The sequence below is a fragment of the Rivularia sp. PCC 7116 genome (assembly GCF_000316665.1).
Classification (GTDB): domain Bacteria; phylum Cyanobacteriota; class Cyanobacteriia; order Cyanobacteriales; family Nostocaceae; genus Rivularia.
On the sequence record NC_019678.1, the window covers coordinates 6,058,712 to 6,084,090 of the forward strand.

A 25,379-nucleotide genomic window follows, 5' to 3' on the forward strand; every position below is an offset into this window, starting at 1 on the left:
AATTATTTAACATTTGTTTTGAGATATTTGTGACAAGCCTCAAGTCTTTGCAATTCTTCAGGATTAGTAACAAAATAATCTTGAAGCCAAATACAACCATCCTTAATTAGTTGCTCTAAACTAACTACAGACCACAAACGAGCAGTACCATCACGGGAACCAGTTACAATTTGTTTACCATCGGGACTAAATGCAATACTGTGTACTTGGTCACCATGCCCTACCAATTCTTGTAAAAGAAAATTACTGTCTTTATCCCAAAAGCGAACGGTGCCATCATAATAAGCAACTGCAATTAATTCTCTGTTAGTAGGGCTAAAAGCAATATCTTTGATGCCATATTGATACACTTCTAATGCTTTGATAAATTTACCATTTTTATTCCACAAACGGATATTACCATCGCGAGAAGCGGTAGCGATGTAGTTTCCATCACGATTAAATGCGACACTTTCTATCCAGTCTTTATGTCCTTCTAATATTTTAATTAGCTTGCCATTTTTATCCCACAAACGAGCAGTACCATCGCGAGAACCAGTTACAAATTGTTTACCATTAGGACTAAACGCGACACTTTCTACCCAGTCTGTATGTTTTTTTATTTTTTTGAGGAGATTAGCATTTTTATCCCATAAATGAACATTATCATCCCTAGAACCAGTTACAATTCTTTTTCCATCAGGACTAAATGCAATGCTCAAAACTGGGTCATCATGACCATTTAATACTTCAATAAGTTTGCCTTTTGAATCCCATAAATGAACTTTACTGTCACTTGAACCAGTAGCAATTTGATTTCCATTGGGACTAAAAGCAATGGTGTAAACTGACGTTTTATTTGCAATTTGCCATCCCCTAATCCACTCGCCATTTTTATTCCATAAGTTTATTTTACCATTACCAGAACCAGTAGCAATTTGACTTCCATTGGGACTAAAAGCAACAGTAAATATTTGACTGTCAACCTTTTGGAACATGTTTGACTTCTTTTTAGATAATTTCCATATTCTTGCAGTTGTGTCATGTGACGCACTAATAATATGTTGATTATCGGGTGTAAAGACAACACCATATACCCATTTTGTATGTCCTCTTAATACTTCTTTAATAGCGTATAAGTTCTGATTCTCATCTTTTTTCCATAAACGAACTGTATTATCACGTGAAGCCGTAGCAACGTACTGACCATTGTGACTGAATACAACACCATTAACAACACTAGTATGTTCTCTCAATACTTGAACTAAATTATCTTGTAATTTCTGATTTGGATTCCATTCCCATAAGCGAACAGTATTATCCTTGGATGCAGTTGCAATTAATTGACCATCTTTACGAAAATCTGCGCTTTTAACTTCCTCTTCATGACCAATTAATGTTTGGGTAAGCTTACCTTGTTCATTGAATAATTGCACAATACCTTGCTCTGAAGTTGTGACAATTACTAATCCATGAATAGTAAAAACAGCATCAATTACTTTGAATTGTTGGTCTTTTTTCTGTTGAAATGCTAGTGATGCAATTTTTTCATAGTTCTGTGAGTGCCAGAAAGTAATTTTATAGGTTGATTTATAGTCGTATTTCTTGTCAAATGAGACAGTAACAATGCGTTTACCATCAGGACTAAAAATAGCTCTGCTTACTTTATAATTTTTATCGTGTTTGAGTATAGCAATTTCATTACCAGATAAGTCCCATACTTTTGCAGTTGTATCAGCAGAAGCTGTGACAATGTATTTGCTATCAGAACTAAAATTAGCTCTGAATACTACACCTTCTTTTTCTTTATGTGGAAGTGGAGCTAATTGTTTACCATTCCTATCCCATAACTGAGCAGTAGTATCAGTAGAAGCAGTAACAATATATTTACCATTAGGACTAACACTTACGCTATTGACTTGTCCTTTGTTTTCTTCATGTTTGAATTGATTGCGTTCTTGAATATTATCTAATATGGATTGTAAGGCTAAAATAGGACTACTAACTGGATAATTTTCAACGGAGTGACTATTGTTCACAAGTTTTTGTAATTTATCCCCAAGTTTTATGGCAGATTTCAAAGCTTCTATTTGTTGATAACTAGACAACTGTAAAGCGACATTTCCTGAAAATTGTATATTACTGATAGCAAGAATTTTTTTTCTATTTTTTTCTGCTGAGTTAGCAAATAAACCAGCAGTCATTATAGCAAACAACAAAAAAATTGCTCCAATTCTAATACGTCGATTTGCTTGTTTATTTGCTTGCAGTAAAACTTCCTTAGCATTTTTTTCTGCTTCTTTTTGATTTTGGTATTTTTGACTTGCATTTAAAAATTGATAATCAACAAAGTTGAGTTTTTTATTGCTTGACCAGTTGATAGCATCCTGCAACGCTTTTCCTTGTAATAACCGGGATTCATCCTTATAACCTGATGCTAGCCATCTATTAAAAGATTCCGAATAAGGTCTTAGAGTGGCTAATTGTTTATCAACCCAACTCAAGTTAAAAATAGATTTATAAATGCGGTTATAAATTTTCAAACTACCATTCTGTTTAATTACTAATCCCGATAAACATAATTCGACTTGTTCGGGACTTTGATTTGTTGCAACTTCACCATTTTGTAAAATACTTTGATAAATGCCTAATAACCTGCTAGCAGAGCGCTCATCTTTCAAAATTCTGTCTCTAATTGTCCTCAAATGCTCTGGCTCATCCTGGTACTCCCAATTATAAATAATTTGATTGTGGATAATTGTTGACACTCTTCCTTCTAGCAAAATTCTAGTATTATCAGAAATATGATTGACTATTAAATTACATAATTTTTGTGTTAAAAAGGGTTGACCATTTGTCCAGTACCATATCTGTTCTAATACTGCTTTTGGATTTTCTACCTTTTCTAAAAATCCTTGAATTAATGATGAAGAAGTAATTTCTTCTAAACTAAAAGGAGTCAATTCAATTGCTTGACCGATATTAAATGGTGTACGTTTTATATCAGCAATCAAATCTCCAGGTGTTGCCACTCCTAGCAAACAAAATGTGAGACGATTGTAAATAGGATTATCTGCACGTAGGTTATAGCAGCCGCGAATAAAAGCGAAAAAATCATCGCAGGGAAATTTTAAACTTAGAATACTATCAATTTCATCGATAAAAATGACAATATTTTGATGTACTTGTTGTAGCAATACTTTTTCAATAAACTTGCTAAATATCCTGATAGGAGAAATATTTTTCTGCTCATCCCACCAAGCGTCCAAATCAAAATCTAAATCAGCTCTCTGTACCAAGTTATCAATTATATCTGCATACCATTGTTCTGGAGTAGAAAAAGAAGTATTGAACAATGACAAATCTATAATAATACAAATTATTCCATCTTGTTGCAGTCTACGCATTACTTGTACGCGCAAACTAGATTTACCCATTTTACGTGAATTCAATACATAACAAAATTTTCCTGCTTTGAGACTGTTATAAAGCTCATCGTCTGCTGGTCGTTTAATATAAGTAGAGGAATCTTCTGGTAAAGTCCCCGAAAATCTATATTCATAAGCCATACCTGAAATTTTTCTATTGTAGTGTTGATAAATAAACTTAAATCTTTTAAGACAAAGTTAGACGACTGCTGAAATACTGACGATATAAATTACAGCGTGGTGTAACGCAATTTCCTTTTAGTTTTACCAATCCCATTTTGTGTAATTTAAACGCTAGTTCTGAAGCTATATCTACAGGTTGCGACGAGTTTACGCTTGTCAACAATGCATCTGCAAGTTCGGGATACTTTCTTAAAGTCTGCAAATGTTTTCCTAAATGATTTTGAAAAATTCCTTCATCAGTAGGAGCCGTTGCTAAAAGTTTTTCCAAAGTTAGATGTTGATATTTAATACAATCAAAAGCCCTACATATTAAAGCCGGATGTCCTCCCAGCATGGCTGTTAAATCTTCAACAGCAGATGCATCCCAATTTAGTCCGTATTGCTGTGCTAAATAAAGTACTTCTTCTGGGGAAAATTCCACAAGATCAATAGGCAAACCTACGCCAGCTAAGGGGGAAGAGTTGATATCCATACCACCATATACTTCCGTAGAATGTACGAGTACCAAGCGCATCTTTTTCCACAACTCGCCAATGCGATCGCTTTGTTTGCTTTGGTCGTTCCAAACTCGCAACAACTTACAAAAATCATTAAAAATTGCTGATTGCTCAAAGACTAAATCTAAATTATCTAATCCCAATACCAGCGGATTTTTAACTTCTTTTAATATATGTTTTTGAAAGTAACGATTACAGTTGCTGTTAATTCCGTATCTGGTTTTCCAATGCTCATCTAAACGGTCTTCTAGTTCAAATATATCAGTTAAATTAACGCAAAACCATTGTAAAAATTCTTGATAATCGCTTAATACCAGACTATCTGCTTGCTGAAAATCTAATTTCCTTGCTTGATAACCCTCCTGTCTTGCGTTATCAAGAATTCTTTCCAGCAACAAGGTTTTACCCATCTGCTCTGGTGCTTTTATACGTATTAAAGCACCAGGTTTTTTAATTTCCCGATCGCACTGAGATTCGTAAGGTTCTCGCGTTACATAAAAAGGTGAAGACTCATTATTTTCAATGTCTAATTCTGTAACTTCTTCCCAATCCAATCCTAGTACCTGACAAAAAGCTTTGAAAGCATCTAACTTTATATATTCTTTTCCTTGCAAAAACCGTTTAAAAGTTGCACGAGACACTCCATCAGCATAAGGACCGAATTCTTCCCATTCAATTTCTGGTTGCAAGAGTATACTTGCAGCCACAAGCCATTGAGAATTTTCTATAGCCCATCCTTTCTTTTCTCTAGCCTTCTTAATCTTTGCTAATCCTTTTGGAGAAGCTTTCAGAGTAAGCAATGTATACTTCCTTACTTTAATTAACTTATTTACTTAAAAAGTATAACCCGATAAATAATAATTTTTCATACCAGTTTTTGCTCAGTATTAGCTCATTATCATTTATCAAACTATTTCTAGTGATTTTAAAAGTGAGCTAGTGCTGCATCTAGTTGATTCATAAAATATAAATCATCATAAAAATGTCAGCAAGTTAAACAAACATGATTTTCTTTATATGACTCATGTTTTTATCAAATTGCTTGATGCGAAGAATATGTCTTCTTATTAATGTTTCGGAGTATCAATTATGAAAATATCTCGCAAAGTTCGTAGAGAATTAATGTTAATCGCTTTTGATTTAGTTGATGGACAAGTAGATGACTTAGAAGCAATGTGCGAAATCCTAGAAGCTATTGCAGCAGCAGGAAGAAAAGAACTAGAAGCGAAAGCTAGTGCATAAAAATTAAATTGGCTTTCCCTGTTGAAATTATCTCATATCAAATAATAACAACGGGAAAAGCAATTGAAATCTTTATGCTGTTGGCAATCGCAAATATACCTTTATGCCCCAACCCCCAATTTTAGGGGAGAAAGATACTTTAATGAAGTATCCGAAATTTGTGCGATTTAGGGGGCTAATTGTTAACTTAATCAAACTAAAAAACAATGAAACTACAAGAATTCTACAGTCAAAAATTGGAATACGGTTTAGAAGCGATCGCAGCTGATAAAGAATTAGCCAAACATGTTCAAGAAGTTCTGATTTGGCACAAACTTCTAGCACCTCCAGCAGATGGTAAATTCGGTCCGATTTCTGCTTCAGCACTTCGAGAATTTCAAGAATTAACGAAGTCCGATGAATTGGGATTCCTAGGATTCGATACCGCTAAGAAATTAATTGAGACACCCCCCGGTGTTTTAATACAAGAACTAACTTTGAACAACGATTTGGCTAGCCGCATTGTCAAATACATGCTCTTCAAAGACTACCACGTTGATAGAAAAGTAGATGAATACAACATCATCTATATTGAAGGAATGAACCCAAACGGAACTCTTAATTCCGACAAACCTAATAGTTTCAACGATTTACGAGTAGTTATCCAAATTGTTGGTAGAACTCCTAAAATTATCGGCATTTGGGAAGCAACTACCGAACCTGGTTTTCATTACACCTATAATCCCATGAATTCTAAGGGTGCAGCCAGAATTAAATTTGGACAATACAAAGCATGGAGAGTAGGAAGACACGGTAATGCCGAACGTCATGAAGCTCTGATTCAGGTCTCTGATATTACTGTTCACAGGGACTTTAATCAAGACATGATTCGTACAGGTGACAAGCTAAATACAGGTCGTTTTGCCATCAATCAACACTACGGATATGACTATCCCCGTAACAATATTAGCTACGCCAGTGCTGGCTGTTTGGTAGGACGCACCCGTAAAGGTCACCGAGAATTCATGAGGCTGATTAAACAAGATTGGCGCTATCAAAACAACCCCAACTATAGGTTTATGACAACTATTATTGCGGGAGATGATTTAGTCAAACAGTTCTCTGCTTAATGTCTTGCATCTTTGAGATAAACCGGGTGGATTACAAGTTAACAAACTAAAACACCCGGTTTCTCACAACCTTTGAAAATAATTACCCACTATCTTTTAATCAACTTTGTAACTTATTAAGGAATATCAAATGTTTACTTGGAATGATTTTGTGCAAGCTTTAGCCTCTACAGAAATAGAATTTGAGCATCTCAAGGTAGCTCAATTAGCTCAAGCCATCTTAGAATCCGGCTGGGGTAAATCAGAACTATTTAAGTTACACGCTAATCCATTTGGAATCAAGTATCGCCAAGAGATTCAAACTGCTTCGCCTGTTGAATATCAGGCTCACGACGGGACAGACATTTATTGTAAATTTGCGACATTCAAAGATGCAATAACTGGCTATTGGACTTTTATAGATAGACCAGTTTATTCTGGATGGCGTAATAATAGTGCAACTCCTGAAGATTTTATTCGTTTTATTGCTTTTTCAGGTTATATTGACGGACCTTTTGATGGTACAGAAGCTTCAAGGTTGAGAAAAGAAAAATATATCAGCAAAGTTGTCAAATTAATTCCAGATGCTCAAAAGCTTTTAGCTCCGGGAAAACCAATCTGGAAGAAAAAAGGTGTGATGTTAGAAGTAGGACACGGTAAGAATCCTAAAGTCTGGGAACCTGGAGCAATTGGATTTAACGGGATAAGGGAATATGATTTGAATTTGCTCGCTGCTAAAGCTGCTAAAAATGCACTCGATCAAGCTGGAGTACCTTGTGTTATTTCAGATTCTGGCAGAGATTTGTACGATATAGGTAAAACTGCTGCTGATTACGATGTCTTTTGTTCCATCCACCACAACAGTGCTAAACGCGATACTCAAGGAGCAGAAGTCCTCGTGCATCATAACAAAGCAGATACACAAGACTTAGAACTAGCATCCTTAATGAGTGCAGAAATTGCTGACGAACTTGGAATTAGCGATCGCATTGCAAAAGGTAGAAATCCTCGTTCAAAATTGAAAGTATTGAGCGGTGCAAAAGATACTAATGTCAGAGTAGCCGTACTAGCAGAATTATATTTTATTCACGTATCAGTTCCTAATAACCAAGATTGGACTACTCGTGGAGGAGAAGCTATTGCTAGAGCAATTTTGAAATGGCTGAGTAAAACATCGTAATTAAATACCTCTTAACCTATGGAAGTGAGAGAAAGTATTATTTCCTTCCTCTCACCTCCAATACAAACAACAACCGATTCAGCTATTGAAGCCTAGAAACATAAATTAGGTGAAATTATTCATCAAGGAGTAAATAGTTATGAATAAACAATTATTTTTAAACCTTAGCTTAAGTTTACTATTATTAGCTCCTCTACCTTCACCAGCTTTAGCCGAAGATATTAACATTAAAACCATTAAGCAAAAAACTTCTTATCAAAGCACAAATATAGAAGCAATAATAGTTAAATTTCCCAATGATATTGAATTTGATGTAGGAGGAAAAAAGAAACTACCTGTAGTTTTGCGTACTGTAGAACCAGTTCTTAATCATGTTGGGAAAGTAATAGTACCAGCTAATAGCAGAGTTGAAGCTGTATTAGTTCCCGTAGATAAAGCAACAATAATTGTTGCCAAATCATTAATCATGAATGGAAAATCATATCCACTTCATGCAGCTACTAGAAACAAAATTCCTGCCAATAAAATAACTAAAAAAAGTCGTATGGAACAAGCAAATACATATAGTAGTTCCGTCGCTCGCCTTTCTCCGGTATATAACAACTTAACTGGCAGCAGAGGAAGCCAACAAATAAATAAAAATGCTGTGATAATTCAAGGAGTAGGTGCAATAGTCGGATTTTTAAGTCCGCGTTCCATGCTTGCATCAATTATTCCTCAAAATAGCGAGCATATTCTTCATTTAGAAAAACCTCTCAGTCTAAACAGGGATAAAAATACATTTGTATTAGCACCAACTGTAGATAAATAAATGACTAAAGTCATTACCACAAACTTTTTTGAATAGCTAAAATAGTTATGAAAGAAACCCACATCCAGAAAATGAATACTCAACCATCAGATAAATTATCTTCTATTAAAAGATTTGCAATCGGTATATTAATTGGACTTTTCATTGCTGCAATATCATGGCTTTGTTCAACTTATTTTCATGTCAATATTCCCTTAATTCAAGGAATTATTGGCAGTTTATTATTATCAATCTCTTTCGGTATCCTCGCTACCTTCAGCGGAATAGATAAATTATTAAATAATCTGCCGGAATTTTAATGTGGAACATTTCAGCTTTAATGTAAATCTTATCTAGGTGGTGTTTCCTTTGGCAGAATATGACATCTACCTTTAACAAAAAAGTAATTCTAGTCAGCTTGCTGTTAGTTGGAATTGCTTCCCCCGTTTCTTCTCAACCCCAGCCACGACAACAAGAAATTAAACCTCCAACTGTTACCAGAGAGTTTCGCGCTGCATGGATTGCTACGGTTGCGAATATAGACTTTCCGTCAAAACCCGGATTAACAACCGCAGAACAAAAAGCTGAATTAATTGCAATATTAGATAAAGCTGCGTCAATTAATTTAAATGCTGTAGTTTTTCAAATTCGTCCTATAAGTGATGCTCTATATAATTCTCCCTACGAACCTTGGTCGGAATTCCTTAGCGGAGAAATGGGTAAACCACCACAACCATTTTACGACCCTTTAAAGTTTGCAGTTGAAGAAGCGCACAAAAGAGGCTTGGAATTACACGCTTGGTTTAATCCCGATCGCGCCCATCATCCCGAAACAATTTCACCTATATCGGAAAATCATATCAGTAAAACAAGACCGGAATTTGTCAAAAAATACGGTAAATACATGTGGTTAGATCCCGGTGACAAACAAGTTCAAGATTATTCGTTAAAAGTAATATTAGATGTTGTTAATCGTTACGATATTGATGGTGTTCATATCGACGATTATTTTTATCCCTATCCCCAACGTGACTTTTCAGGTAAAAAAATCGATTTTCCCGATGATATTAGTTTTAATAAATATTTAGAAGCGGGAGGAAAATTAAATCGTGCTGACTGGAGAAGAGAGAATATCAATACTTTCGTTAAGCAGATGTATGAAAGTGTTAAAAAACAGAAACCTTGGGTAAAAGTTGGTATTAGCCCCTTTGGAGTTTGGCAACCCGGTTATCCAGAAAGAATTACTAATATAGATAGTAGTGGAAGAGGTTTTAATGCTTACGAGCAGATTTATGCAGACTCTCGTAAATGGTTGCAGCAAGGTTGGTTAGATTATCTTTCACCACAACTTTATTGGAAGATTGAGCAGACGGCACAAAGTTATCCGGTGTTGTTAAATTGGTGGTTGAGTCAAAATATCAAAAACAGAAGTATTTTTCCTGGAATTTATACAAGTCGGATTACTAATCAAAAAGGTAAAGGTTGGGATGCAAGCGAAATAGCTTATCAAATTAGAACAACGCGAGGATTTACCAAAACTAGTGGCAATATTCACTTTAGTATGAAAGCTTTGATGCAAAATCGCGATGGAATTGCCGATATTTTAGCAGAAGACATTTACAAAAAACCAGCATTAGTTCCCGCAACACCTTGGGTAAATGACACTCAACCGAAAAAACCCGAATTAAAGATTATTCAAGATAAAAAATTTGCACAAATAAGACTTTATTGGCAACCTAAGAATAAACAAAAAATTAAATCATGGGTAGTGCAATTAAAAAAAGGTGATGAATGGAATACAACTATTTTACCAGGCAATAAAAACTCGTATTTTGTAAACCATGTTGATATTGAGAATATTGCAATTTCAGGTGTTAGCCGCTATGGAATTGAAAGCAAACCTGCTTTGATAGATGTTAAAGCGGAAGTTGAGGCTTTGAATTGGTAATGGGTTTTTAGACATGAGTCACAAATTAAAAATTATACTCATTTATTTTTTCTCTGAAGTTAATAATTATTAACTTTTTGTTTTTTTATAAGTAGATAACAATTACCAATTATCGATTCCCTATAACCTATCCTCAAATTTAACGGGATATTTTAAACTAGATAACATCTGCTTCATTTGCTCCCTTCCAGATCCAAAAGCTTTTCTTACAGAAGGTTTCTCTGACAACCTTTGAAAATAAATCGTCAAATTCTGTAAATGCTGATAATCGTAAACAATCCTTAGATAAGAAAGAGTAGGAGCCGCACTACAGTCAGCTAATGTAAACGTATCTCCTACCAACCAGGTACGATTTGCTAATTTCTCGTCAAGTAAATTACAAGCTGATTCTAACAATCGCTTGGCTTTGACAACTTCTTTATCCTCCCTTGGAGAAGGCGATCGCTGACTATCCTTAAATAATGCTTCCCTTCCACCGTTAATATATACGTCAATAATCCGTTCGAGCATTCGCATCTCTAAATTAGCTTTACTATCTTGAGGAATCAACGGAATATCCTTTTGATAGTTATCCAAATATTCAACAATAATACTCGCTTCTAAAAGTATTTCTCCATCATCCGTTATCAAAGTCGGGATTTTACCAAAACGGTTTATCTGTAAATATTTTTCTCTCGATTCAGCATCAAACAAGTTTACTTCAATAGGCGTGAAATCCAACTCTTTTTCGTAAAGAGCTATTAATACACGTTGGGAATAAGACGAAGCCGGAGCGTAATAAAGTTTCATTTTTGATTGCCTCCTTAATTAAATCAGATAAAAATGGATTAAAGTCAATTAATTTACATTTATTACTATATTTTTAGACTATCAAAGCTATATATCGCTTTTTAAAGTCAAAAATAATTTAATTTCTGTAAATAAAAATTAAATAATTGATATATTCCGCTATCGGAATAGTAATATTGACTCATAGGGTGATTCGGTGATGAAATATGATTGGAACTAAAAAAGCAGCAGAATTATTAGGGATTTCCGACCGTCGGGTAAGAAAACTAATTGCTCAAGGCAGAGTGTATGGAGCTTTTAAAATAGGTGGAAGTTGGGTGATTCCGACGGAAAATGGTTATCCCCAAATCAAAACAGCCTCTCGCGGTCCTAAGCCAACCTGGAAGAAAGTTAAAACTCCTGCGAAGAATGTTGTTTATATAAATCGTCAGTTAATAGGAAAGAAGATGGACGATGGTAACTTCTGTCCACCAATCGCCGTAAAATGTCGGAACAAGAATACCTATTCGAGGAGAGTTGTAATTCCCGGACCTTGCGTTCTAGTTTATGAATTTGAAAATCCTCTAAATGATTGCGGCGCAACGGCATGGCTTGAGACTTTTTCTCAACCCGAGATTAAAGATGGTTGCACTTTTGGAGAAATAATGGCTAAAAATCCACAGCCAGTTCAACGAAAAACCAAATCTCGAAAAGCTTCAGGCAAAGGCTTTAGTAAGAAAACCAATAAAATTCCAGTTACTGCTTAATTAAAGATTATTGATTTAAATTAAGCAGCATTTGGAACTGTTGGGTGTTAAATGGTCACAGCTAACTGTAAAGCTCCTCTGACTTTATCAATCATAGTTTCCACATCTTGAGGTATTTCGTTACCTCTCCAAGCGACGTGTCCATCTGGTCTAACCAAGACAAAAGCACGTTCGTAAAGTTTGGCGATGTCAGGATTATTGATTTGATGAGTTGTTAAGGGAATTTGTTTTTTGTCACAGATTTTCGTTAATTCTTCAATTTGAGAAGTTGGTTCTGAATGAAAGCACATTAACGTAAAACCATGACCGAATAAATCCAAAGTTGATAATTTTTCGTTTAGCCAAGCATGAGGTGCGCGGCAACCGGGATAGCTGCTTTGCGTCCATTCGTGGTTATTTTCGTCGGGTGGTATTCCGTCGGGAATGACGATTGGGGATTGATAACGTAAACCAAGGTGAATTCCAGGAGCATCAAATTCTTTTTTAACTCCACTTTTTTCCATACCTTCAGCCATTTGTTTGCGAATTGCTTCACCTTTAGGAGAATTACTGGCAATTTCGGGAGGAATACCGCGTTTTTGAGTTCGTTTTAAATTAGCATTTGCAGCTTCGAGGTTCTGTACCGCTATCGGACGACGTTCGGTTTCGTAGGTGTCGAGTAAATTTTCTCCTCCCCAACCTTTAATAGTAGCCGCGAGTTTCCAACCCAAATCAACAGCGTCACCGATGCCGGTATTCATACCAAAGCCACCGGATGGGGAAAGAGTATGAGCGCAATCACCAATAAAGAAAATGTTGCCTTTACGAAAATGCTTGGCGACTCGGTGAGTTAAACGCCAGGGAAGGTTTGAAACTATTTCTACAGGGGTATCTATAGAAATAGCTGCTTTAATTGCTTCGTAAGCATCGTGAATTTCGCCATTTTCTTTAGGTTTGAGAATTAAACGGTATTGTCCTTTGCCATCAACTGCTCGTAAAGGTTCTTGGATTGTAGGATTTACTAAAAAGAAAACCATAGCATTCTTGTCACCCAATTGTGATGCTAATTCGGGGGCTTGGAAAACAACGCTTTGAAAGGTTTGGGTATCGTGATATTGAATTGCTTCAACACCGCATTGTTTGCGGATTTGAGCGCGAGCGCCATCCGCTGCCACCATGTATTTAGCTTCAATGGTTTCGGTGTTTCCAGTTTCTAAATTCTTGATGCTCGCAACTATTCCGCTATCGGATTGGTGGAAATTTTCTAATTCGGAATTAAGTTTGACGTTTCCTTGGGGGTATATTCCTAAGAAATTGAGAAATTCGGGAGCAAACCAATGTTGGGGACATACCTGTTCCGTTTCCGGAGCATATTTAGGTAAAGTGCGTTCGGCATAGGAAGGTAAATTAACGCGGAAGATTTCATGTTCTCCGACAGAAGTTACCCAAGCAACATCTAAAGTATGGTTTTTATTCCAGCCAGCATTTCTAATATTTTCGGAAATACCCCAACGACGGCAGAATTCCATCGAACGATATCCTACAGTACTTACTTTTGGATCGCGAACAACTCCATCGGTTTTTTCAATGACAATGCAATCAATACCTTGGTAGCGTAATTCGGCTGCCATTGACATTCCGACAGGACCGCCGCCGATGATTAATACTTCTGTTTTTATTTTCATGGTAATTGAGGGAGAAAGAGAAAATTGAATAATGACTCTGCGTACCTTTGCGTTTTACTTTGCGCTCCTTTGCGTTAAAAAAAATAAATAACTCCTCACTTCTGCTTACTCCTTAATTCCTCGAAGAAATTACAATAAAAATCAAACATTTCCGAAACAGCTTCGGGAATCACTTCACATTGATAAGAACGTTTTGCTAGAATCTCGAATTTATTTGCAATAGTTTGATAAGCAATTTTTGAATCGGGTATATATTCCGGTGTTGGTATTTCAAAGGAAGGTCCTGCTGTTTTACCGCGTTTCCCGGATGGTAAAGTCATTAATAGTTCTCCCAAGGGACGCATCATTCCTGTCATAATATCGATGCTGGCGTTCATTAATTTGGAACGTCTTAAGCTTCCTTGGGGATTTGCATTGAAATGTTGAACCATTAATTGCATCATTAGGAAGTAGCTTTCGTTGAATATTTCCATTACCATTCTGGTTTGAGGAACTGTGACAACGTTGGAATTATGGTCTTGATAAGAAACGCTGGGATTTCTTAAAGATGGGTAGGAAGGATTCCAGGTTTTTACTATTCCGTTCCGGGATTGATTTTTATTATTAACGCAAATTTGTTCTTGGGAAAGAGCGTCTGCTAATTGACGGAATTTTTGATAATGGGATTTAGCAAAGGTTTCGCTTTGGGTTTGGCTTCCTTCTCCATGTTCTACAATTACATCTACTGCAAACAATGCGCTTTTAACGTCATAAACCTGCATTTGATAATCTGGGTGTTTTTGATTGAGATTATCCCGCATGAATAAACGGTGTTCCCCACCAACTTTATTTTTATCAACTGTAAATAAGTCAGGAATATTTTCTAATCCGTCGCGGATTTGACCGTATAATTCACTCAAGGAACCATATGTGTGTAACTGTTCCGATGTTGGAATAGTTTCTTCAACAAGGGTTTCATTAAGAAAATCTGGCATTTCCAACCGCATAAAATACTGTAGGGATAATGCGTTTAATGGTTCTAAAGCAAAGTCGATATCTATAGGAAATTTGGCGTTAAGTTGTTTGAAATCGGGAACTGCGGGATAGAATGGTTCGCCAATTGCCATTAATATATTGTTGACGAGGAGAAAATGAATCATTTCCTCGCGGGCAATTTCCATTAATACTCCCCGCATTCCATAATTATCAACTTCTTTGTTATCGCCACAAGCCAAATGTAATTGTTCTTCTGTCCACAATCCGCGACGAACGTATTCTTCCCCGGTGACGTAATTGGGAACGGAATATCCGGCGTAAATATATTGCAGCATTACAGCAACTTCTAATTCTGCTGCTTGTTTTAATGCTTTAATTAATTCAACATTCGTTTTAATTTGATATTTATCTTGATATTTATCTTGATATTGCTGTGGTTGTAACTGTGACCTTGGCGGAATATAACCAATTTGCTGTTGATTTTGCAGAAACTTGAGTAAAAGCTTTGATTGAGATTCGGACATATCTCTTGTAGGAGGCATATAGTAAGTTTTATGTTTATTTTTGGGGTCGGACATCTGCCACATTAAACGAGCGTAGGTAGCAACTTTGCATTTATCAGCCAAGCTGAAAACTTCCGCTTTCATAAACGAGAAGCTGGCTTCGTAGAAAGATAAAACTTTTTCGTAAATTAAATTAAAATCTACATCTTCTTGGGGAATATCATCCAAGTGCCAATCATCACCCATGACTCTGACAGCGCAGAAGCCGGAAGTATTCCAAAAACCTAGTTTATTATCGTTGTCGTAAGTGATTTCCGCTTCATCTAAGTTATCGTAGCCACGAGGAATTTCATTTAAAGAACTAGAAATCAATATTTTACAAGTTCCCGCTTTGGCACCTCTTAAAGTAAACCAACCTCTTCCTTGTTTATTAGTAGAAATTTCACAGCTTGAATTAAAATCTCCTTTCTCTTCTTGTAATCCAGGTTTTAATTCAACGATTTGTAATTCGGAATTTTTAGGATAATGAAAACAACCTTCTTCCTTTGAAAATTGGTAGCGTAATTGAGGAAAAGCTCTGGGATTATAAAATTGATTTATGTATACTGACTGTACCGATTGCGGAACACCTCTAACAAAAGAGCGGACTTCGATTTCAACAGCATTATCTTCCCCTTTACTAAAATTGGGAAATTCAACAAATAAACAAGCGTCGTCAACTTGAAGATTAATTTCCTTCTCCTTAACTAAAACCCTTCTTTCACCAGCAACCGTTCCGATAATGCACAAACCTTGATTTTCAACATCTTCTCGTAAATCTTCCCAGCGATCGCAATAACTTATATCAACCAAACCACTAGTTAAATCATGAGCTTCCTTGTTATATTGCTCTGGCTTAATTACTCCAACCAAACGATTACTATCAACAGTACGAATTTCTAAATCTCCCAAATCCAACTTTGAAAAAATCTTGTGAATTCCAGCTTCGGCATCAGGCGATCGCCCTACATTAGGAATCGCTGTAATCATATTGAGACTTACACCTTGGGGATTTAACTTCAAAGTTAAATTACTCATACTTCCCCCTGTCTTGAAAAGTTGCTCTACTTGGGGAGACCCCAAGACCGCACTTTTCGCTGCTCCCTGCTCCCTGCTCCCTGCCTTTATTAATAACCTTCCACTGGGATAACTCTTTAATTCATCCTTACACCATAAACCAATAGTTCCATGTAATTCCCAGAAAGAAGGTGCATCAGGTTGAACTGGTGCGGACATATTGCTGATACTAAACTGCACCACCAAACCCAAAACATCTTCTCGCTGCATCGCTTCCTTTAATAAAGAAACCGTTGGCGATATATTTACCTCATCATTCCAAAGAAAATCTTCCTCACCCTTGGAAATAGCAAACTGATAAACAGCAGCTTTACCAAATTCGTGATTTAAAATATGCTCCGGTAAATCGCGAATATAATCAAAATCTTGCCAGCGAGCTAGCTGATAACCCTGTATCGGAGCAGTTACCATATAAGGAACTTGATTGGAATCACCCAACCTACCAAAAGCTAACTGTCCCAACATAATTGTATTAGTCCAATTAGAAGCAGGGTCGCATTCAAATATCCTCGCTCTATTAAAACTTGTTTTGACGTACTCGTTATAATGACCCCAAAAATCTACACTTCTGCCAATAACCGGGTCATTTTCATCAACTTTGCCAAACTCTCGCTGAGTACTAATAATTTGAGCATCAATTGAAAAATGACCGTTGCCGCCAAAATTCCATCCCATTGCCATACTAAAAGGGCCGTTTTCATCTAACTTCCCTTCACTGTTGAATTTTGGCCCTTTATTATAAAGATATTCGTGATATTCCGAAGCTGAATGATTTTCCTTGTACGGAACACCATTCATATAACAAGTGTTGTCGCTCAGGTCGATTAAACCATTTTTATATCCCGTCGGAGCGTGAATTCTGGCTTTACCTTGGAAATGCAATCGAGGAAAATCTAAAACGCTCATAATAAAGTTCTATATAGCAATTCATGTCCTGTTGTTATATAGAGGTGAGCAGAAGAGGATTATGCAGTTAAAGGGATAAATACTTATTTTTTCGTTTTTTTGGGATTGTAATTTCAGTGCTGATGTTACGGTAGTTGTGAGAAAGATACCTTATCCAAATAATTTATTTTCTAATTTAGGAATGGCCGCATCTGGCACATTTTACTGTAGGGTGCTGCGACATTTAGATCAATTTTCAACGTAATAATAAGACTTGTGATGTCACGCACCATGCGATTCTTATGACAATTGCAAACGATCTATCTCCCACAGAAAGAGAAGATTTACCAACGTTAAAACGCATATCAGTAACAGTGTCACCAGCAGAATAATCTAAAATTAAGCGATCGCTACCGTTAGCACCCCGAACATTATCGTCACCTAATCCGGCGTTACTAGTGTCGTCAGCCCGAAGTACTGTACCATTAAGGGTTAGGGTTTGAGTAATAATATCGTTACGACTACCTGTAGTAATAGAAAAGCGCTCGAAATTAGTCGCAGTTACAATACCGGAGAGATTGAGATTAGAAAGATTGGAGAGATTAAGATTAGAAGTTTGCTTGGAAAGTTCAAGCGTCAGATAATCAAAACCAAAACCACCGTCTATAGTACCAGAATTACCAATATTCGTTATTTTACCTTTTTCCTTAATGACTGCTATTCAGACAAATAAAAAAACTCGAACTAATCACACGTTGGATTCTGCGGTTGATATTTTTTATAAATTCTTAAAGCAATTTCTAAATACCTATCCAACAACAGATGATTTTTGGTATCTGGTAAAATTACTTCCACAGCTATACCAGCACCTCTTGCAGCTTCACTTTCTTCTCCATCTTTAAAATTAGCAATAGACCACCATAGGTGAGTAACAGCAGTTTGAGCATCTTCTCTCCAAGGTGAATACCATACCTCTTGATAAATTTTTCTACACTCATCAGAAGTTAAATTACTTTTATTTAATTCTTCTACTATCTGCTGTAGAAATTTATCAATTTTGGCTAAATTATATGGTTCGTATTCTGGTGTAAACAGTTGAACGCATTCTACAGCCCATCTCACGACTAAACTATAATCATATTCTTGTAGCTTATTTACGATTGGATAAGTCCAAAATATTTTATCCCCTGTATTCTGCTTTACATCATCAATTATTTCTTCCATCACTATAAAGTCATAATTATTTTGAAACTCGATTTTTACAAAGCTAATATAATCCTCTAACGGAACAGCAAACATTCGCAAAATGATTTATAAAATATATTTTATAAAACAAATACTTTATTCTGAACTATCCGGTATAGAAGCAAAAAAAATCAATGTTAATCAAGTATTTTTATACCTATTAAAAGCATTTTCAGTATTATTATTGATGAATATCCGGGATTATATAAACAGCTAAAGTTTTAATTAATACGTATTTAATTTTGGTTAACTAGATTTTCTTAGGATGAATTATCGCGAGTTTATATTCAACTAGGGAAACCTTTAACGGAATAGATAGGAGAAAGTGCAAACTGAAAAATAAAAATGTTTTACAAATGGAATTTTCAAAGTCTGTAGATTCAGTTTATCTATCTCACCTTTCACAGCAAATTCAACAGCTAGCATCTGATGAAGCGTCTGCATTATTGTTTGAGGGTAGTGCTTTAATTTTATTAGCGGGTTATCTCAATATTGCTTGTCAGCTATTCGTTAAATTAGAATACGGTGAGCTAGCGATAAGTGAAGGAAGTGCGCTTGCTCGCCCGTTGAAGTCAATTATCCCAGGTTTGTGTAATTGTGTGGGTGCCTCTTCTTTGAGGGAATTGTCTTTAAGTGAGCATATTAACAATATCAAGGTTAATGGTATAGCCAAGACAAGATTTGATTTTTTTGGGTTTCTACTAGATTTACAGATAAAAAGGTGGTGGGAGTCTTCAAATAGTTTAATAAGTGTTTTGTATTACTTTGGTCATTTTCCGAATGCGATTAAAAGATTGGAGTCTGGTGTTTTACAAGAATATATTAAAGTTTCTCGGGAACAAGCTCAAGAATTTCTCAATTGTGTAAACCAACGAAAATATAAAACTGAGATTACTGCTTCTATTCCGAAAGTGGAAGATTGGCAAAGTTTTTTGCAGAAATGGGATAAGGAAATATTTGAGAATTTAGATGATATTGATATAGAAAGGTATGAAAGTTGGTTCCCGGAGATTGTCAAACGTAAGAGTTGTTTGAATCGAGGAGCTACAGAAAAAGAAATTAATATACTAGAGGAAAGATTGCAAACAAAACTATCTCAAAGCTATAAAAACTTTCTTCTTGCTTGCAACGGTTTTACGATTTTGGATGAATACTGCGAATTATACGGTACGAATGCAATCAAATGGTTTATTGAAGAAAATCGACAATCGGCTGAAATTTGGGATGATGGCTATGATGTCAGCGACGAAGAATATTTTCAATACGGGAAGCATCAAGACTGCGGCTGTATAAGAGGTAAATATATGAAAACAACTTTGCAAATAAGTTCTACTGAAGATGGTTACGTTTATCTTCTCAATCCGCGAGTTATTGATTCAAACAATGAATGGGAAGCTTGGGACTTTGGCACTAAAATATCTGGTGCTTATCGTTATCGTTCGTTTTGGGAAATGATGCAATCTGTATATCAAAGATATTTTGATTGTTAAACCTCTATTCTATAATTCATTTAATATTGTTTTAATAGATACATTTATGTAGTGACGGTGTAATTTAATTTATCAATTCATCAAACAGGGATAAAGATTATGACCGTAGCTTTAAGTCCTATTCCTGTGAAAACTAGCTTTAATGGAAATGCGAGTAATCTTGCTCAAACTGCATAAGTAAGAAAAAGTTTCACCTATATAGTATGTACGAAATTGGCTTTAACAAATGATTTTTAATCATCCAAGCCATAATAACCGCTTTTAAGCTTTGAGAGCGAATGATATTCTAAATCTACAATATAAATTCAAGATATAAATTGAATTATGCAATCAAGTTTTCTAACAACTGTCTTTCTACCCCTAGCTTTATTTATCATCATGCTGGGAATGGGATTGGGACTTACATTAAATGATTTTAAACGAGTATTTGTAGAACCCAAAGCTGTATTTTTGGGCTTGATAGCACAATTAATCGTTTTACCATTAACAGGTTTTTTATTAGCAATGGTTTTTCCGCTTTCACCAGAGTTAGCTGTGGGAGTAATGATTCTTGCAGCTTGTCCTGGTGGCCCTACTTCTAATATGATGACTTATTTAGTCAAGGGAAATGTTGCTCTTTCGATTACTCTTACTGCTATGAGTAGTTTAATTACAGTTTTTACTATTCCGTTGGTGGTCAACCTAGCGATGCAAAATTTTATGGGAGAAGCAGTTGCTTTACAGTTACCTTTCGTTAAAACGGTAATTCAAATTGCTGTAGTAACCTTTATTCCGGTGACTATAGGAATGTTATTACATAATTACACTCCCCAAGTTGCAGCCAAGGTGGAAAAACTAGTTAAATGGTTTTCTTTATTCTTCTTGGGATTAATTATCGCGGGTTTGCTTTTCAAGGAAAGAGATAATGTACTCGGCTTTTTCTTTGAGGTTGGTGGAGTTACTTTAACCTTGAATTTATTAACTATGGCTTTGGGTTATACTATTGCGATTCTTGCTAAACTCGATTCCCTCAGTGCCAAAGCAATAACTGTTGAAGTTGGAATTCAAAACGGTACACTAGCGATCGCAGTAGCAACTACTCTTCTAAATTCTCCAGATATGGCAATTCCAGCAGCAATATATTCTCTAATCATGTTCGTTACCTGTGGAGCCTTTATCGGAATTAGTAATGGTTTATTTATAAAGTCCAATTAAATGATAAAATATTCTACAGACAGATAAAAATTGTTTAATAGCTGTTGGCGACATGAAAAGCGGCTTCTGAGATAGCTTAGGATTTTTATAAATTCGATAAGCAAACATCTATGTTGCCAATTTATAATAAATATAATTAGGGCTTGCTGAATAAAATTATTAACGTTACACATAAGGCAGTTTTTCCCCTGCTCCCTGCCCTCTTGCCTTGTCAAAGAAAACTTTTTCAGCAAACCCCAATTATTTATTGCGTTCGTATTTTATCGGACAAAGTAAGTAAGTCGGCATAAATAAACCGAATCATGTAACAGAATGTTAATTAGCCTTAAACTCTTACCCTGCTGCCGCTTTTTTAAGAAGGTTTATTACCCCGCAGAACTAATGTGATGCTAGAAGCCAGTTCTAAATAAAATAGGACTTACGCAACCGACACATTTTTCTTGTAGGGTGCTGTGACACTTTGAGTAACTGTGAACGCAGTAACAATGTTTTCAGTGTCACGCACCAAATGGGCATTGTGACAATTGCGGCCATTCCTGTTAAAAAGTAAAGGTAGTTCTAAGAGTACCAATTACCGCTTCATCATTATTACTGTTGTTACCAGGTGCTGTTACCCAAATAACTCCTGGGGTAATACTGATATTGTCATTAACTCTATGCTGATAAAATCCTTCGATATGATATGAAGTATCATCATCTTTATTTAAACCGGCAATACTCGAATCTGTAACTTTGGGGTTCATACCGAAAATTACCCCAGCCAAATTACCTTTTTTCCCGAAATCGTTTAATCCTAAAGTAACAGCCCAGTTCCAGATATCTGCATCACCACTTGCACTTAAGCTGCGAGTATTTGTATAACCTCCCCAGCCTCCTAAGACTAATTTATCGCTTAAACCTAATGTTGCTTGCACGCCATAAGAATCGCTCTCGTATGGTGTAGCTAAATCTACACCTTGAGCATCCAAACCTTGGTTATAAGCATTGATATAGGTTAAACCAACTTTAAAGCGCTTGCTTGGTTCAAAAGTTAACTGAGCTAAAGCTCCGTAAGGGCCATTAAATATACCGCTTCCTTGGCTGGGGTCGTTATTTTCACTTGCTAAATAACCCACACTGAATGATAAACTATCCCCCAACTCTTGAGTAATCCCCAATCCGGAACCATCCATTTGATAATAGATCGGGTTGCGAGTACCAAAGCTAGATAAAGCACCTTCGGCACCATCTCCATCAAATTGGTTAACGGTATCTACCACATCATCCGCCGCACCAGCATTCGCGATCGCAATGACATTAGTAGACTTAGTTAGCGGAAAACTATACCATAATCCATCTAAGTAAGCATTGGTATCTGCATCACCAGCAAAAGCTAAAGCAGCTTCATCGGTATCGGGAATATTATTAGCTTGGATACGAGCATAAAGAGTATCTTTACCAGTAAAACTGCTAACGAAATTAATCCGCGCTCTTGTCCCTAAAGTAGTGTTCTTATCTGGTGTATTACCTTCAAAAACATCAGTTGCAGCAATAACCACTTCTCCCTCTAATTTGGAAGTTGTAGAAAATTGATTTGCTTCGATTTGAGCAATCTTTGCTTCAACTGCATCTACCCTACCGCGCAATGTTGCCAACTCAGAGGAAAATTCAGACTGCAATCTTTTGATTGTACTTAAATCTCCACTACCTACATTGCTGGTTGCAACAGCTATTAGTTCGTTAATCCTATCCAAACAAGCATTCAAACCCGCAGCAAATTCAAATCTTGTTAAAGCTCGATTACCGCGAAAAGTATTGTTAGGATATCCAGCAATACATCCGTAACGCTCTACCAAAGATTGTAATGCTTGAAATGCCCAATCTGTAGGTTGTACGTCTGAAAATTGAGAAACAGAAGTTACCTGTGCTAAATTTTCTTCTTGAATATTATCCGATGTAGCTGCTGTTTGTGCTGGAACTGATGTAGCGTTCAAAATCAAAGTTGCAACTAAAACAGATGGACTTGCTAATAAAGTTTTCCAGATTTTTTTCACTTCTTTCCTCACACAACAAATAAATATCGAGATATAAGAAACAGCCAATGCAAAAAAGCATGATGGCTGTTAGTATTCATGGCAAATTCAAACCAAATCAGAAAACGCTGACTTTATCCTTCTCCACCTTCACCGCCTTCACCACCTTCTCCACCTTCAGCAGCTTCACCGCCTTCTCCACCTTCTCCACCTTCATAGGCTTCTGAGGATTCGCCACCTTCTCCACCTTCTAAAGTGGTTGGTGCAACTTCAGCTTCACCACCTTCACCACCGACATCAGCCCCACCACAAGCAGTAATACTTGCAGCCAAACCTAAAGCTAGAAACAAAGCAACTGATTTAGAATTCATTTCCAGACTCCTCACAAATTTAATTAACAGTTTTCGGCTTTATCGTGGCTGGTTAGCCATCGCAACAATGCTACATACTTAATAAAAGTAAGACATTACTAATATCAAGTATCAAAGCTGATAGTAAGTTGCATTAAGCTCAATAAGCAAGAAATATAGGCTACAAATAGATAATCGTTTTTTTATTATTCTTAATTAAATATTAAAGATGCCAAAAATGCATGAATATATTACGTTATTGGAATTAGTTAAATGTTAATAGAAATAGTCAATACAGGGATATTGATTTTATTATTGCGAACTTTACACATAAAGCAAACTATAAATTAATTTCTACAAGAGTTAAAATACTCATAAACTAATAAAATTGAATTGTATTGCTTAAACATTACATGCTTATTGATAAATGTTATCGTTAAACCTGTATTGATTAAAAGTAAGTTCAAACTTTGACGATTCTTGCTGTCGAAAGAAAATTTTGAACATCTGCTATGAACTACTGCTAACACGGTGGATTCCGATTAGTTAGCACTGCGATCAAAAAGTAGAGAAATAATTACTCCCATCACGCTCTAAGATTACCTATAAGAATTTCTCCCTCACTCCCTCACTCTCTCACTCTCTCCCTCAATAATTTAGGTAATCTTGCACCGGGAAGGGAGTAGTTGTCATCTCTACTACCAATTCATATTGTGAAGCATTAAATATTTCAGAGCAATTAAACTATGATGCACAGAAAGTCTTTACTAGCTGGGTTCGCAGCCCTCGCTACAACAATAGCTAGTTTCGCTTGGTTTGGGGATGTAGCAGATGCACGCCAAAAAAGAACTCTGATTATCTACTCGGGTAGAAGCGAAAAGCTAATAGGTCCGTTAATTAAACAGGCTCGAAGAGATTTGAACTTGGATATTAAAGTGCGTTACGGTAAAACCTCGCAATTAGCCATAGCACTACTTGAGGAAGGTAAAAATAGCCGTGCAGATTTATTCTTTGCTCAAGATGCTGGTGCTTTAGGTGCTTTGGAAAGAAGACGACGTACTTTACCAATTCCCATTCAAATACTTCGGAAAGTACCTTCTCGTTATCGTTCTCCTTGGGGTAATTGGATGGGAATTTCCGGACGGGCTAGGGTAATTGACTACAATACGAAGCTAGTCAAAAAAAGTCAGCTACCAAAAAATATTTGGGAATTAACCAAACCAAAATGGCGCGGCAAAGTTGCTTGGGCACCGACGAATGGCTCTTTTCAGTCTTTTGTAACTGGAATGCGAGTTATGTACGGTGACAAAAAGACTTTGCAATGGCTCAAAGCCATGAAAGCTAACCGTGCTAGAAAATACCCTAAAAATTCTGCAATTGTCAAAGCTTTGGGACGCGGTGAAGTTCATCTAGGATTAGTAAACCATTACTATTTAGCTAGATTCAAAAAGACTAATCCCAGATTCCCCGTTGCACATCACTCTACTCGTGCAGATGCAGGTGCAATGATTAATGTCGCTGGGGTAGCTGTATTGAGAACTACCGACCAAAGAAAAGATGTAGAAACCTTGATTAACTATCTACTCAGTCGCAAGTCACAAAGCTACTTCTCTCAAAAGACTAAAGAGTATCCTTTACGTAAAGGAATGAAGTCTCCCAAGGGACAAATTCCTCTCTATAGACTCAATTCTCCCCGAATCAACTTGACTAAATTGCATAGCTTAGAAAAAACTCTGAATCTGCTACAACAAGCTGGAGTAATCTAAGTATTGAGGACGATTGTCAAAAATAATATTTGACTATAGGCTGGAAGTTATTTGTCACTTCCAGTCTATGGTTCTCCAAGCTTATTGCAAATAATTATTAGTTGTGTATAATATATACAGAATATAGAAAGTATTTATAATTACTTTGAAAAAATATGGACAACTACTTGAATTTCAAAAGCTTTAATTTAGCTAGTGAGATTTTTTGCTAGCTAAGAATACTTGCCGAATTAAATAGTATAAAATCCTTATTTAGACACAACGCCAGCCAATATATTCACTTTAGGTGTTGCTGTTAGCGTTCCCGGG

At 36.1% G+C, this 25,379-nt stretch carries 18 protein-coding genes; 10 read left to right on the plus strand and 8 right to left on the minus strand.

Translation table 11 applies throughout. The annotated features are described in order from the left end of the window. Positions 1-2 precede the first annotated feature (2 nt). Together RIV7116_RS23395 and RIV7116_RS23400 are read right to left on the minus strand one after the other, a co-directional pair. The gene (locus RIV7116_RS23395; protein ID WP_015120800.1) at positions 3-3,548 is read right to left on the minus strand and encodes an AAA-like domain-containing protein; all 3,546 of its coding nucleotides are present in this window, start codon (positions 3,546-3,548) and stop codon (positions 3-5) included. A gap of 46 nt (positions 3,549-3,594) precedes the next feature. Continuing rightward, positions 3,595-4,887: an AAA-like domain-containing protein gene (locus RIV7116_RS23400; RefSeq protein ID WP_015120801.1), complete on the minus strand. Its 1,293-nt coding sequence runs from the start codon at positions 4,885-4,887 to the stop codon at positions 3,595-3,597. Positions 4,888-5,176: 289 nt separating this feature from the next. Here RIV7116_RS23400 and RIV7116_RS35995 point away from each other — a divergent pair, with 289 nt between their 5' ends. From RIV7116_RS35995 to RIV7116_RS23425, 6 genes are all read left to right on the plus strand, one after another. Beyond that, entirely contained in the window at positions 5,177-5,329 is a 153-nt protein-coding gene (locus RIV7116_RS35995) for a hypothetical protein (RefSeq protein WP_015120802.1), read from the plus strand. 206 nt (positions 5,330-5,535) lie between these two features. After that, positions 5,536-6,438, plus strand: a complete 903-nt coding sequence (locus RIV7116_RS23405; protein WP_015120803.1) for a peptidoglycan-binding protein — start codon at positions 5,536-5,538, stop codon at positions 6,436-6,438. 130 nt (positions 6,439-6,568) lie between these two features. Further along, a complete protein-coding gene (locus tag RIV7116_RS23410; protein ID WP_015120804.1) occupies positions 6,569-7,597 on the plus strand; it encodes an N-acetylmuramoyl-L-alanine amidase in 1,029 nt (342 codons plus the stop codon). Between the two features lie 139 nt (positions 7,598-7,736). After that, positions 7,737-8,408, plus strand: a complete 672-nt coding sequence (locus RIV7116_RS23415) for a hypothetical protein (protein WP_015120805.1) — start codon at positions 7,737-7,739, stop codon at positions 8,406-8,408. Between the two features lie 47 nt (positions 8,409-8,455). Next, positions 8,456-8,707: a hypothetical protein gene (locus tag RIV7116_RS23420; protein WP_015120806.1), complete on the plus strand. Its 252-nt coding sequence runs from the start codon at positions 8,456-8,458 to the stop codon at positions 8,705-8,707. Positions 8,708-8,766: 59 nt separating this feature from the next. Beyond that, on the plus strand, positions 8,767-10,335 hold the full coding sequence (locus RIV7116_RS23425; RefSeq protein ID WP_015120807.1) for a glycoside hydrolase family 10 protein: 1,569 nt from the start codon (positions 8,767-8,769) through the stop codon (positions 10,333-10,335). A 120-nt stretch (positions 10,336-10,455) separates the two neighbouring features. On the opposite strand, the gene RIV7116_RS23430 is transcribed toward RIV7116_RS23425, so the two are convergent. Next, positions 10,456-11,124, minus strand: a complete 669-nt coding sequence (locus RIV7116_RS23430; RefSeq protein WP_015120808.1) for a glutathione S-transferase family protein — start codon at positions 11,122-11,124, stop codon at positions 10,456-10,458. Positions 11,125-11,330: 206 nt separating this feature from the next. Between RIV7116_RS23430 and RIV7116_RS23435 the strand changes: the two genes are divergently transcribed. After that, positions 11,331-11,870 carry a helix-turn-helix domain-containing protein gene (locus tag RIV7116_RS23435; protein WP_015120809.1) on the plus strand — a complete coding sequence of 180 codons (540 nt, stop codon included), beginning with the start codon at positions 11,331-11,333 and terminating at the stop codon, positions 11,868-11,870. 47 nt (positions 11,871-11,917) lie between these two features. Here the strand turns inward: RIV7116_RS23435 and RIV7116_RS23440 are convergent, their stop codons facing one another. The 3 genes from RIV7116_RS23440 to RIV7116_RS23450 form a co-directional block, all read right to left on the minus strand. Beyond that, entirely contained in the window at positions 11,918-13,534 is a 1,617-nt protein-coding gene (locus RIV7116_RS23440; RefSeq protein WP_015120810.1) for an FAD-dependent monooxygenase, read from the minus strand. Positions 13,535-13,629: 95 nt separating this feature from the next. After that, positions 13,630-17,034: a ferritin-like domain-containing protein gene (locus RIV7116_RS23445; RefSeq protein WP_015120811.1), complete on the minus strand. Its 3,405-nt coding sequence runs from the start codon at positions 17,032-17,034 to the stop codon at positions 13,630-13,632. Between the two features lie 723 nt (positions 17,035-17,757). Next, on the minus strand, positions 17,758-18,312 hold the full coding sequence (locus RIV7116_RS23450) for a hypothetical protein (RefSeq protein WP_015120812.1): 555 nt from the start codon (positions 18,310-18,312) through the stop codon (positions 17,758-17,760). Positions 18,313-18,614: 302 nt separating this feature from the next. Here RIV7116_RS23450 and RIV7116_RS34135 point away from each other — a divergent pair, with 302 nt between their 5' ends. Further along, on the plus strand, positions 18,615-19,748 hold the full coding sequence (locus tag RIV7116_RS34135) for an SMI1/KNR4 family protein (protein ID WP_015120814.1): 1,134 nt from the start codon (positions 18,615-18,617) through the stop codon (positions 19,746-19,748). Positions 19,749-20,072: 324 nt separating this feature from the next. After that, positions 20,073-20,942 carry a bile acid:sodium symporter family protein gene (locus RIV7116_RS23460; RefSeq protein ID WP_015120815.1) on the plus strand — a complete coding sequence of 290 codons (870 nt, stop codon included), beginning with the start codon at positions 20,073-20,075 and terminating at the stop codon, positions 20,940-20,942. A gap of 539 nt (positions 20,943-21,481) precedes the next feature. Here RIV7116_RS23460 and RIV7116_RS23465 read toward each other — a convergent pair. Both RIV7116_RS23465 and RIV7116_RS23470 read right to left on the minus strand, forming a co-directional pair. Continuing rightward, positions 21,482-22,975 carry an iron uptake porin gene (locus RIV7116_RS23465; protein ID WP_015120816.1) on the minus strand — a complete coding sequence of 498 codons (1,494 nt, stop codon included), beginning with the start codon at positions 22,973-22,975 and terminating at the stop codon, positions 21,482-21,484. Positions 22,976-23,088: 113 nt separating this feature from the next. Beyond that, on the minus strand, positions 23,089-23,325 hold the full coding sequence (locus tag RIV7116_RS23470; protein ID WP_015120817.1) for a hypothetical protein: 237 nt from the start codon (positions 23,323-23,325) through the stop codon (positions 23,089-23,091). Positions 23,326-24,050: 725 nt separating this feature from the next. Here RIV7116_RS23470 and RIV7116_RS23475 point away from each other — a divergent pair. Next, the gene (locus tag RIV7116_RS23475; RefSeq protein ID WP_015120818.1) at positions 24,051-25,070 is read left to right on the plus strand and encodes an iron ABC transporter substrate-binding protein; all 1,020 of its coding nucleotides are present in this window, start codon (positions 24,051-24,053) and stop codon (positions 25,068-25,070) included. Positions 25,071-25,379 lie beyond the last annotated feature (309 nt).